Origin of the sequence: Chimaeribacter coloradensis, from assembly GCF_002858715.1 — a bacterium.
In the GTDB taxonomy this organism is placed as follows: Bacteria; Pseudomonadota; Gammaproteobacteria; order Enterobacterales; family Enterobacteriaceae; genus Chimaeribacter; species Chimaeribacter coloradensis.
Window position 1 is genome coordinate 41,888 of the sequence record NZ_PJZH01000026.1, and the last position, 12,148, is coordinate 54,035.

Annotated in this window: 10 protein-coding genes; 5 read left to right on the top strand and 5 right to left on the bottom strand. The window is 61.2% G+C overall.

The window, feature by feature from the left end; translation table 11 throughout:
• Positions 1-136 precede the first annotated feature (136 nt).
• Positions 137-196, top strand: a complete 60-nt coding sequence (ypfM, locus tag CYR32_RS22105; protein ID WP_146000721.1) for a protein YpfM — start codon at positions 137-139, stop codon at positions 194-196.
• 190 nt (positions 197-386) lie between these two features.
• Here ypfM and acrD read toward each other — a convergent pair whose 3' ends face one another.
• Positions 387-3,521, bottom strand: coding sequence for a multidrug efflux RND transporter permease AcrD (gene acrD, locus CYR32_RS17700; protein ID WP_101826477.1), 3,135 nt, complete (start codon positions 3,519-3,521; stop codon positions 387-389).
• Between the two features lie 308 nt (positions 3,522-3,829).
• Between acrD and CYR32_RS17705 the strand changes: the two genes are divergently transcribed.
• Complete coding sequence (locus CYR32_RS17705; protein WP_101826478.1) at positions 3,830-4,108, top strand: winged helix-turn-helix domain-containing protein; 279 nt, start codon at positions 3,830-3,832, stop codon at positions 4,106-4,108.
• An 8-nt stretch (positions 4,109-4,116) separates the two neighbouring features.
• On the opposite strand, the gene narP is transcribed toward CYR32_RS17705, so the two are convergent.
• Together narP and narQ are read right to left on the bottom strand one after the other, a co-directional pair.
• Positions 4,117-4,749, bottom strand: a complete 633-nt coding sequence (gene narP, locus CYR32_RS17710) for a nitrate/nitrite response regulator protein NarP (RefSeq protein WP_101826479.1) — start codon at positions 4,747-4,749, stop codon at positions 4,117-4,119.
• Positions 4,750-4,908: 159 nt separating this feature from the next.
• Positions 4,909-6,594: a nitrate/nitrite two-component system sensor histidine kinase NarQ gene (gene narQ / locus CYR32_RS17715; RefSeq protein WP_101826480.1), complete on the bottom strand. Its 1,686-nt coding sequence runs from the start codon at positions 6,592-6,594 to the stop codon at positions 4,909-4,911.
• 208 nt (positions 6,595-6,802) lie between these two features.
• Here narQ and nudK point away from each other — a divergent pair, with 208 nt between their 5' ends.
• Both nudK and CYR32_RS17730 read left to right on the top strand, forming a co-directional pair.
• Positions 6,803-7,378, top strand: a complete 576-nt coding sequence (gene nudK, locus CYR32_RS17725) for a GDP-mannose pyrophosphatase NudK (RefSeq protein ID WP_101826482.1) — start codon at positions 6,803-6,805, stop codon at positions 7,376-7,378.
• 426 nt (positions 7,379-7,804) lie between these two features.
• On the top strand, positions 7,805-9,235 hold the full coding sequence (locus CYR32_RS17730) for a sugar porter family MFS transporter (protein ID WP_101826483.1): 1,431 nt from the start codon (positions 7,805-7,807) through the stop codon (positions 9,233-9,235).
• 155 nt (positions 9,236-9,390) lie between these two features.
• Here the strand turns inward: CYR32_RS17730 and CYR32_RS17735 are convergent, their stop codons facing one another.
• On the bottom strand, positions 9,391-10,614 hold the full coding sequence (locus CYR32_RS17735) for a hypothetical protein (RefSeq protein WP_241523859.1): 1,224 nt from the start codon (positions 10,612-10,614) through the stop codon (positions 9,391-9,393).
• Positions 10,615-10,913: 299 nt separating this feature from the next.
• Here CYR32_RS17735 and CYR32_RS17740 point away from each other — a divergent pair, with 299 nt between their 5' ends.
• On the top strand, positions 10,914-11,978 hold the full coding sequence (locus CYR32_RS17740) for a DUF1176 domain-containing protein (RefSeq protein WP_241523860.1): 1,065 nt from the start codon (positions 10,914-10,916) through the stop codon (positions 11,976-11,978).
• 71 nt (positions 11,979-12,049) lie between these two features.
• Here the strand turns inward: CYR32_RS17740 and CYR32_RS22110 are convergent.
• Positions 12,050-12,148, bottom strand: a 99-nt coding sequence (locus tag CYR32_RS22110; RefSeq protein WP_420912846.1) for a hypothetical protein, incomplete at its 5' end; no start/stop codon positions are given.

The window sequence follows — 12,148 nt, forward strand, 5'->3', positions numbered from 1 at the left end:
GTAAAGGTGCTGCTCAATACGTTGATGAAAAAGCAATTGCACTGATAGATAGGCTGGATAAAAAATAGTGCTTTAAGACTATTCCTAAAGTGAAAAAAGTGGCGTACACTTGCGTCAATTCATCAGTGAGGTAGTTATGGTTGATCAAGAAGTAAGTACCTGGAAAGACTTCATCGAAGAGATGTTACGTAAGTAATGCGTAGGTGAGGTTAATAACAAGACTGCCGTTACATCTGTTTTAATTTAATTCCCCTCCAGGATACTTTTTAAAAAGATATTACGCACAGCACTCTCTTGTTTATAACATCTGAAAAGGGGCCCTCTGTTACAGACGGCCCCTTTTTAATGGTCGCTGCAGGAAAGCGCGGCCCGGCGGGCCGCCCCCGTCAGCGGTTCCCGGCATCCTGCGGAACAGGGTGTGCTTTGCGGCCGGGGAAGCGGCGGCGCACCAGTACAAAGAACAGCGGCACAAAGAAAATTGCCAGCAGGGTCGCGGTGATCATGCCGCCCATTACGCCGGTGCCCACCGCGTGCTGGCTGCCGGAACCGGCACCGTGGCTTATCGCCATCGGCAACACGCCGAAAATAAAGGCCAGCGAGGTCATCAGAATCGGGCGCAGCCGCATCCGGGATGCCTCCAGCGTCGCCTCGGTCAGGTCACGGCCGCGCTGGTGCAGCTCGTTGGCGAACTCTACGATCAGGATCGCATTCTTGGCCGACAAACCGATAATCGTCAGCAGCCCCACCTGGAAGTAGACATCATTTTCCAGCCCGCGCAGCCAGGTCGCGGCGACCGCGCCAATCACCCCCAGCGGCACCACCAGCATCACCGAGAACGGGATAGACCAGCTCTCATACAGGGCCGCCAGGCAGAGGAACACCACCAGCAGCGAAATGGCGTACAGCGCCGGTGCCTGTGACCCGGAAAGCCGCTCCTGGTAAGACATGCCGGTCCACTCCAGGCCAAAACCGTTGGGCAGCTGGCGCACCAGCCGTTCCATGGTCTCCATGGCCGTGCCGGTACTGACGCCCGCGGCCGCTTCCCCCACAATCTCCAGCGCCGCATAGCCGTTATAGCGCTCCAGCCGCGGCGAGCCATAGGTCCAGTGCGTGGTGGCAAAGGCGGAGAAGGGCACCATGCCGCCCGCATTATTGCGCACATACCAGCGGTAAATATCTTCCGGCAGCATCCGGTAGCGGGCTGCCGACTGCACATAGACTTTTTTCACCCGACCACGGTCAACAAAATCATTCACATAGGTAGAACCCCAGGCGGTTTTCAGCGTGCTGTTAATATCCTCCACCGACACGCCCAGCGCCTGCGCTTTGTGCTGATCGATATCAATCTGCAACTGCGGGCTGTCGTCCAGCCCGTTATGCCGCACCCGCGCCAGATCGGGCTGCTTGCCGGCCAGCTCCAGCAATTGGTCGCGCGCTTTCATCAAGGCGGTGTGGCCCATCCCGGCGTGGTCCTGCAACTCCATATCAAACCCGGCGGAGTTCCCCAGCCCGCTGATGGCGGGCGGGCTGCTGGCGATCACCCGCGCCTCGTTAATCTTCCGGAAGGCGTCGGTCGCGCGGTCGATGATTTCCCCGGCTGAGCCGTTGGCGCTGCGGGCATCCCAGTCCACCAGCCGCACAAACAGCCGCGCCACGTTCTGCCCGTTGCCGCCCGGCCCGGCACCGACGGTAGCGAAGACGGAGAGCACATCCGCTTTTTCCTGCGTCAGGAAATAGCGCTCCACCTTCTCCACCACTTTCAGCGTCTGCTGTTGGGTCGCGCCCACCGGCAATTGCACCTGCACCGTGAACACCCCGCGATCCTCCACCGGCAGGAACGAGGTGGGCAGTTTGATAAACAGCCAGGCCAGCCCGCCAATCAGCAGCAGATAGATCAGCATAAAGCGCAGGCTGCGCTGCAACACCCTGCCGACCCCGCGCTCATAGCGCCGGCTGCTGCGGTCAAACGCACGGTTGAACCAGCCGAAGAAGCCGCGTTTCGCGTGGTGGTGGCCTGCGGTCACCGGTTTGAGCAGGGTGGCGCACAGCGCCGGGGTGAGGATCAGCGCCACCAGCACCGACAGCACCATCGACGACACAATGGTCAGCGAGAACTGGCGGTAGATAGCCCCGGTGGTGCCGCCGAAAAAGGCCATCGGCACAAACACCGCCGACAGCACCAGCGCAATCCCGACCAGCGCGCCCTGAATCTGGCCCATCGATTTACGGGTAGCGGCGCGCGGGTCCAGCCCCTCTTCGCTCATCACCCGCTCCACGTTTTCCACCACCACAATGGCGTCATCCACCAGCAGGCCGATCGCCAGCACCATGGCAAACATGGTCAGGGTATTGATGCTGAAGCCGCACAGGGAGAGCACGGTAAAGGTGCCGAGCAGCACCACCGGCACGGCGATGGTCGGGATCAGGGTTGCGCGGAAATTCTGCAAAAACAGGTACATCACCAGAAACACCAGCAGCACCGCTTCGAACAGCGTTTTCACCACATCCTCAATCGAGGCCTTCACAAACGGCGTGGTCTCATAAGCAACTTTCGCCTCCAGCCCGTGCGGGAAGTAGTGGGAAAGCTCCTCCAGCCGCGCACGCACCAGCTTGTCCGTTTCCAGCTCATTGGCACCGGACGCCAGCTTGACGCCCATGCCCGAAGCAGACATGCCGTTGTAGCGGCTGAGGAAATCATACTTCTCCGCGCCCAGCTCCACCTGCGCCACGTCGCCGAGCCGCACCACGGAGCCGTCCGCGTTGACCCGCAGCGTGATGTCGCGGAACTGCTCCGGCGTCTGCAATTGCGACTGCGCATTGATGGTGGCGTTTAGCGCCTGCGCCTCCACCGACGGCATCCCGCCGAGCTGGCCTACCGCCACTTGGCTGTTCTGCGCGGTGATGGCATCCACCACATCGCTGGTGGTGAGCTGGTAATCGTTCAGTTTGTTGGGGTCGAGCCAGATGCGCATCGCATATTGCGACCCGTAGGCATCAATACTGCCGACGCCATTGACCCGGCTCAGCGGGTCCTGGAGGTTGGTGGCGACATAATCGGCGATGTCCTGCTTGTCCATGCTGCCGTCCGTGGAGACAAACGCCACCATCATCAGGTTGGTGTCCCCGGTTTTCGACACCGAGACCCCCTGCTGCTGCACATCCTGCGGCAAGCGCCGCAGGGCAGACTGCAACTGGTTCTGCACCTGCTGCATCGCCTCGTTCGGGTTCGTCCCCGCCTCGAAAGAGAGCGTCACCCGCGCCTGGCCGGTGTTGCTGCTGTCGGAGGTCATATACATCAGGTTATCCAGCCCGGTCATGCTCTGCTCGATCACCTGGGTGACGGTGTTCTCCAGCGTCTGCGCCGAGGCCCCGGGATAGGTGGCAGTGATGCGCACATTGGGCGGGGCCAGATTGGGGTACTGTTCCACAGGCAGCGAAAAGATCGCCAGCAGTCCGGTGAGGGAGAGGATGATCGCCAAAACCCAGGCAAAAATCGGGCGATCAATGAAGAAATTGGCCATCTGCTGAAAACCTCATGAGTACACAGGCTGGGGACGCCGCGCCGCCCAGCCCAAGGAAGAGAGGGCCGGATGGGGCAGGGGGCGAAGCGTTGCCCGGCCCCTTTTGCACTTTACGCGCCGCCGGTGGCAAAATCGTGGAGAAAATAAGAAGATAATGTAAAAAAAGCTCAGATGTTTCGTTACAGCGCGCGCCAGACCGCTGCGCGCCGGCCATGCTTTCCTTTGCCCTGCACGCCTGAGAGCCGGTTAACGGCAGAGATAACAGGGAGGTGTCATAATCAATGTTTATGGTTCAACAGGAGTCCGACATGCCGCTCAATTCTGTTTTTGCCCGCCGCCTCTATCTCTGCTGGCTGATCAGCCACCATGAGCGCCTGAATGTGCCGCGTCTGATGGCGCTGACCGGCTGGCCGCGCCGGACATTGCAGGATGTGCTGAAAGCCTTGCCGGGCATGGGGGTGGACCTGAGGTTCATCCAGCAAGGGGTACGGAATAATGACGGCTACTACCAGCTGGCGGACTGGGGCCCGTTCGACAGCGACTGGATCGCCCGCCACCATGACCAGCTGCTGGCGGCCATTGAGTAACGGCCGGGCTACTGCTTTTTATGCTCCAGGTAAAGCACCGTGGCCGCCACGCGTGAGCGCACATCCAGTTTGCGCAGCAGATTGCGGATATGCACTTTGACGGTCTCTTCGGAAATCGCCAGCTGGGCCGCCACCTGTTTATTGGACATGCCGCGCGCCACCTCCTGCAACACATCCCGCTCACGCTCCGTCAGGGCGGCGAACGGGTCAGCCTGCTCGCCGCGCGACGCCAGGTACTCCGCCACCCCTTCACTGAACACGGCGCTGCCGCCGGCCGCCTCATGGATTGCGCTGAGCAGTGCCTCCGGCTCGCTGTCTTTGAGCAGGTAACCGTCCGCGCCGGCATCAATCAGCGCATAGACGTCGCTGCGCGCGTCAGAGACCGTCAGCACCACAATGCGCGCGGTGACGCCGTCGCTGCGCAGCGCTTTCAGGGTATCCAGCCCGGAAAGCCCGCGCATGTTTAAATCCAGCAGGATCACATCCGGCGCGGTGCGCGCGGCCAGCGCCAGCGCCTCGCTGCCGCTGCTGGCCTCCGCGACCACGCTGAAAGCCGGGTCCAGCTCCAGAAGTTGTTTGATACCGCGCCGCATCAGCGGGTGATCGTCCACGATCATGACGGTATGCGTTTGATTCACCATAAAAGCCTTTCTCCATGCGTAACGCCGTTTATCTCTTCAGAATGCCGGCGCAAACTCTGCCTTGACTGCTGGTGAGAGGGGGCAAAAGCTGCCCGCCATCATCAACAATAGGGGGAAATCACCGGTTTCACCCACTTTACGCAAAGAATGCCGGCATCATTAACGCTGCGGAAACAGCAACCGCACCTCGGTGCCGCGTTCCGCCGCCTGCTGGATGGCCAGGTTTCCGCCCAGTTTCACGGCGCGTTCCCGCATAATGGTGAGGCCGTAGTGGCCTTCCGGCTCCTCCGTGGTGGTCATGCCGGTCCCATTATCGTGAACGGTAATAATATTTAACTCATCGTCATACGGATGACATTTTATATCAATCATCGTGGCGTTGGCGTGCTTGATGGCATTCAGCACCGCCTCACGCACAATCTGCAGCGCATGCACCTGCTGCTGGGCGCTCAGCGACTGGGAAGGCAGGGCGCACTCCAGCCGGATCGCTGCCGTGCTCTGTGCCTGTAGCGGGATCAGCATCTGGCGCAGCGCCTCCTCCAGCGACGCCTCCTGAATGGTCAGGCGGAAGGTGCTGAGCAGCTCGCGCAGTTGCAGGTAGGCGTCAGCCATGCCCTGATCCAGCGCAGAGACGATGTTCTGCGCCGGGGGCGGGGCGTCGGGCAGGGCGCGCTTGAGCAGCGTCAGCTGGATACGCAGGAAAGAGAGCGACTGTGCCAGCGAGTCATGCAGCTCACGGGCGATGGTGGCACGCTCCTCCATCAGCAGCAGTTGCATCTGCTGTTTCTGGGCATAGTTGAAAAAGACCCCGCGGCCCAGCATGTTTGCCACGTTATCCATCAGCTGCGGGTGGGGGATCGGCACCGCGCTCTGCCAGTCCAGCTGGCCCACCGGCCGGTTGTCCTGCACGATCGCCAGGGTATGCCAGGCCAGCGACGCCTGCGGCGTGCCGCTCTCAAGCTGCCAGCTGCCGCCGCCTTCCAGCACCGTCAGGCGCAGGCACTGCAAATTCTCACTGTTACACACAATATCCAGCACCCGCTGGAAGCAGGCCCGGTCCAGCTGGCTGACACTCAGCGCCTGCGAGCAGTCAAACAGCACCCCCAGTGCGCGGTTGGCCTGCGTCAGCCGCGCGGTTTTCTCCTGCACCTTATGCTCCAGTGAATGGTAGAGGCGCGACAAATCACCGGACATCTGCTGGAAGGTGGCCGACAGCAGCCCCAGCTCATTGGGCAACTGGTGCTGCAACGGCGGAAACGCGAAGGTGCCCTGTTGCATCGCCAGGCTGGCGTCCACCAGCTTGTTCAGCGGTGCCACCACCTGACGGCGGATAAAGCGCAGGGAAAAGACCACCAGCATGATGATGGCCGAGAACCCCAGCAGGCTGATCACCGCGACCATCGCCAGTTTGCGCTCTGCATTGCGTTGCAGTGCCAGTACAAACTCATTAATTTCAGCAACATAACTTTCAAGGTGGCGCTGGTAAACCGCCGGCTGCCGGGCCTGAATGGCCGCCTCCATCCTGCCCCAGTGGGTGCGCAGCACCTGATACTTCTGCTCCACCTCCGCCGGGACGTAAAAACGGTTGAGGTGGCTCAGCGCCGGGGCCTCCAGCGACCGGCGGTAATCACGCAGGTGCGTTTCCAGTTGCGGCGCCTGGGTGGTGAGTTCATAGGCCAGCCGGTAACTCTGCATGCGCAGCGCCCCGGCAATGTTCACGGTTTCCGCATCACGCAGGCTGCTGAACAGGGTCAGCAGCGCCATGCCGGTGGTCAGCCCGGAAAGCAGCAGAATGCCGCACAGCACACGGGCGAGTGAGTGGGTCAGTGAGCGTTTGACGGTCACGGTGCCTCAGCCAGGTAAAGGGAGAATAAAGGCATCTTAATCAAAAACACCGCGCGCGGCAGGGTTAATTCACGCCTGCCGGTTGCCGGTGCGCCCCCGCTCAGCCGGGAGCGGTGCGGCTGGCATATCCCCGGCGCGCGCCTTATCATCAGAGGCGTCATGTCCTGCGAGGACAACATCGTTCATTGACGCTAAACCGGGGAGCGGTATGGCAGCGAAAATTAAGATCCTGAAAAACAAAATATTGTCCGATAACTGGTTTGTACTGCGTAATTACACCTACGAGCTGGAAAAAAAGGATGGCAGTAAGGTGCAGCATAAACGCGAGGTCTATGACCGCGGTAACGGGGCCACCATCCTGCTCTATAACCGGGCGAAAAACAGCGTGGTGCTGATTCGCCAGTTCCGCATGGCGACGTACGTCAACAACAATCAGGACGGCATGTTACTGGAAGCCTGTGCCGGGCTGCTGGATGACGACTCACCGGAAGACTGCATCCGCAAAGAGGCGGTGGAAGAGACCGGCTATGTGGTCGGCGAGGTGCAGAAGCTGTTTGAGGCTTATATGTCTCCCGGCGGCGTCACGGAGCTTATCCACTTCTTTGCCGCAGAATATGATGACGCCCAGCGCAGCCACGCCGGGGGCGGCGTGGAGGATGAGGACATCGACGTGCTGGAGATCCCTTATCCCGAGGCCCTGGAGATGATCCGCGACGGCCGCATCAAAGACGGCAAAACCATCATGCTGCTGCAACATGCGCGCCTGGCCGGGCTGCTGGCCTGAGCGTAAGCCGGGGTGATCTTTCCCCCCAGGGCATCCACTTTACAGGCCGGTTCCCCCGGCCTGTGATTCCAGGCCGTACCAGTCCGGCCCGCCCCGTTCACCCGTAAGCCTGCCCGGTCGCCGCGTCACACTTCGCCTGCCCCGTTTCCGTGTTTTCCGTTTCCATGCTTTCCGTTTTTACCCCTCCCGCGCAGCGCCGATGCCCGGTGCCGTTCTGCCGCGCCGGTAACGCTATTCTCCATATCTGCGGCGTTTCTGGTCATATTTTTGTGATGGGTTTATCACAAAACCGGGGTGCACAGCAGATAAGTGAATACTTACAGCTGTCCTGACCTCACGCCCCCGGGGGTGCACCTCGTAGGGTAACGTTCTCGTATGCGGTAAATCTGCTGTCGGCGCGTGCCGATGATTTGTTACGGAGAACCTATGTCTGCCACCCATGAGTATCCCGGTAAACCGGAAACCGGTGCCGCCGATGCGGCGAAGAAAACCCGCCTGATGAATCTGTTTGTCTCGTTTGCGGCGGCGATGGCCGGCCTGCTGTTTGGGCTGGATATCGGCGTCATCTCTGGGGCGCTGCCTTTTATCACTGACCACTTTGCCCTGAGCAACCGCCTGCAGGAGTGGGTCGTCAGTACCATGATGCTGGGCGCGGCCTTTGGCGCGCTGGCCAACGGCTGGCTCTCTTCCCGGCTGGGGCGTAAATACAGCCTGATGGCCGGGGCGATCCTGTTTGTGGCCGGGTCAGCCGGGTCAGCAATGGCGCAGAGCATCGAGGTGCTGCTGATCTCCCGTGTACTGCTGGGGTTTGCCGTCGGTATCGCTTCCTACACAGCGCCGCTCTACCTCTCTGAGATGGCGACAGAAAACATCCGCGGCAAAATGATTGCCATGTACCAGCTGATGGTCACCCTGGGCATCCTGGTGGCGTTCCTCTCTGATACCGCCTTCAGCTACAGCGGCAACTGGCGCGCCATGCTGGGCGTGCTCTGCATTCCGGCGCTGATCCTGATGGTCGCGGTGTTTTTCCTGCCCAACAGCCCGCGCTGGCTGGCGGCCAAAGGGCGGCATGTGGAGGCGGAGCAGGTGCTGAACATGCTCCGCGACACCTCAGAAAAGGCGCGGCAGGAGCTTAATGACATCCGCGAAAGCCTGAAACTGAAACAGAACGGCTGGGGCCTGTTCAAAACCAACCGCAACGTGCGCCGCGCGGTATTCCTCGGCATGTTATTGCAGGCGATGCAGCAGTTCACCGGCATGAACATCATCATGTATTACGCCCCCAAAATTTTCAGCCTGGCCGGTTTCACCAGCACCCATGAGCAGATGATGGCCACCGTGGTGGTCGGCCTGACCTTCGTGCTGGCGACCTTTATCGCCATCGGCATGGTCGACAAGGCCGGGCGCAAGCCGGCGCTGAAGATCGGTTTCTCGGTGATCGCTGCCGGCACACTGGTGCTGGGCATCTGCCTGCAACTGATCGAAAACGGCAGTCATTCCACCGGCATCTCCTATCTCTCCGTCGGCATGACCATGATGTGCATCGCCGGGTATGCGATGAGCGCTGCCCCGGTGGTCTGGATCCTCTGCTCGGAGATCCAGCCACTGAAAAGCCGGGATTTCGGCATTACCTGTTCCACCACCACCAACTGGGTGTCCAACATGATCATCGGCGCGACGTTCCTGACGCTGCTGAACAGCATCGGCGCGGCCGCCACCTTCTGGCTCTACACCGGCCTGAACGTGCTCTTCATCGTGATTACGGTATTCCTGATCCCGGAGACCAAAAACGTCACGCTGGAGAAGATCGAGAAGAACCTGATGGCCGGTAAAAAACTGCGCGACATCGGCTGCTGACGGGGCACGGCATCAGGTAACCGCGGCGGCCATATTCCGGTGCGCCGCGGAGCCGGCCGCCCTGATGAGCTGTTGATCATGCGGCGTGCGATCCTTCGCGCGCCGCATTGCTATAGAACTGCATCAACACCGTATCAGAGCAAAACCAACGCGCATCAGGGCAGTGTCAGCCCGGCACCGCCCGGGTGCGGCAGGATCTCCGCCCACGGCAGCACCGGCCAGCTCAGCCCGGCCTCACAGGCGCGCGCGACCCGGGCAAAAGAGGGGCTGAACAGAATGCCCTGTGGGGTGAAATACCAGGCCGGGAAATTCCACACCTCCGGGTCGCTATAGTTGCAGCCCTCCTCATCGCCCTCGGCCGGGGCAGTCATCTGTTCCGGGTAAAGGGCGCGGAACCGGCTCACCAGCCAGGGGGCGAACTGCTTGCTCCGGTAAGCGGAGTAGACGTCAAAAGTGACGCTGTTATGGGTGTCGCTGTCATCATCGTCACTCTGCTCATCTTCAGACAAAAAGTGGAACGGGCGGCCCTGGCCGACCCAGAGCACATCCTCCAGCGCCAGCTTCTCCCCGGTGCGGGCATTCAGGTTAAGCGGGGCGTCACCGAAATCCGGGTGCGCGCCGCCACAGTCGTAGCTGGTGAAAATACTGATGCTGATGACATTGGCGGAGAGGTATTCCGGCGTGACGGTCTGGTCAAACTCACCCTGACCAAAGCGGCTGGCCCCCAGCTGGCAGCCGTGATAGTCCACCACCTCCTGCCAGAGGCGGGCGCGCAGTTGCTGGTTAAGCGTGGCCAGCTGCGCCGGCGGGTAGCCGGACACGATCTCAAACAAACTGATGCCGGACTGCGGCTCCTTCCACCACTGAAGCGGGTAGCCCATCACCGTCTGCTGCTTGCCGCGCTGCAGCCGCAGCCCCTGCAAACGCAGGTACTCATAGGGGTCGTCACCGGCCAGCGACGCGAGATAGGGGTCATCACCCGGTCCGGCGGCCGGTTGGGCGGGCGTCAGTTGCAGCGGCAACGCCTTGCCCTGGGTACCGACCCACTCCCCCTGCCACCCCTGTTCCGCATGGTGCAGGGTGATGGTGGGGTGGGGCGAGGCATCCAGGCTGTCCAGCCCCTCTTTCATATGCAGGGCATCCTCGGTCAGGCTGCCGTTGAGCGGCAGATCAAGGTGGTATTTCTGGTAAAAATAGCGCCCGCTGACCTCATCCGGCTGGGTGAAATCCAGCTCGGCCACAATCGCCTGGCTGCCCAGGGTGCCGGTATAGACCGTCGGCCCCTCTTCCGCAGACAGGGGCGGGGCCATCAGCATCGCTGCAGCGCATAACAGCCCGGTGGCAGTTTGCCGCAGGGCACTCCTCATCCTGTTTGTCATCTTTGGCTTCCTCTCGCCACGCGTTGTTCTCCCGGCGGGCGCGGTTCACAAGGTTTTTATGTCCCTGAAAGCATATCAGCCCGGTGGGTTACCGGCAGCATTTTGCGGGCTGCGGGCCACAACGGCAATGGCCTGAGGCCGGGAAATTGCCGGCCTGCGAGATGGGTTCCACTCTCTGCCGCAGGTTGCGGGCATACCGCGATAATTTGCGTGACGGTACGTAAAATGCGGCGGAAAGGGAGGCATTTTTTCAACGGGTTACGCTATTATCGGGGCGACCTTTTCCGGAGCCGAGACGAATGATGTTAAGACTAGCGACCTCTTCTTTACTGCTGCTGGCGTTGTGGCAAGGCACGGCAGCGGCCGACCCGCTGCAGCAGGATTACAGTGACTGGACACTCAGTTGTGACAACCTGAACCGTTGCGAAGCGCGCAATATCAATGAGCATAACGGGCTGGTGCTGCACCTCAGCCGGGAGGCGGGGCCGCAGGGCAGGGCCGCGGTACGCCTCGACAATGAGCACGCGGAGGTGTTTGAAGGCACCGACCCGCGCCCCATCGCTGCCCGCCTGCTGCTGGACGGCAAAGCATTGCACCTGAACCCGCGTGAATGGCAGCTCAGCGAGCACCTCGCCCAGGCTGACAACAGGCTGGTGGTGGATGACTTTATCAGCCATATCCGTAACGCCTCGGTGCTCACGCTCTCCGGCCAGGATAAAGCCCCGGCACGGCAGTCGGTTTCCCTTAAGGGGCTGAAAGCGGCCCTACTGGCAATGGATGCGCAACAGGGGCGGGTAGAGACCCGCACGGCCTGGGCGACACCGGGCAGCAAAACGGCGGATACCGTACCGGCGGCCCCGGTTGCGCCGGTGCTGCCGCCCTTTACCCCGCCCCCATCGCTGACCGAGCGTGAAATAGCCGCGCTGACCCAGTTTGCCGCCACCAATATTGATACCGGTGACTGCACGCTGGAGCAGTCTGAGCGTGACATCAGCCTGACGCCGCTCAGCAGTGACAAGGCGCTGATCCTGGTGAACTGTGACATGGGGGCCTATAACCTCTTTTCACTGGCGTCCGTGGTGACGCGCCATGCCCCGCTCAAAGCCGAGGAGCTGGCGTTGCAGGCCCCCTTTAAACTGAATGGCTCGCAGCTGATGGAGCCGGAGCTGATCAACGTCGAGATGGATGAGGCGCGCGGCCAGCTTTCGATCTACGCCAAAGGGCGCGGCATCGGTGACTGCGGGGAGTCCAGCCGCTGGGCTTATGACGGCAAACAGTTCCGGCTGGCAGAGTACCGCTCAGAGCCGCACTGTGACGGCTACAGCCAGAATGGCTGGCCGCTGCTGTGGACAACGGGCGGCTGACGGCGGGCATAAAAAAAGCGCCCCGCAGGGCGCTTTTCAGGAACACCGGTGAACCGGCGTCAGCGGCGGGCTTAGCCCAGCAGCGCTTTCGCTTTCTCTACCACGTTTTCCACGGTGAAGCCGAACATCGTGAACAGCTGGTCAGCCGGGGCGGACTCGCCGAAGGTGGT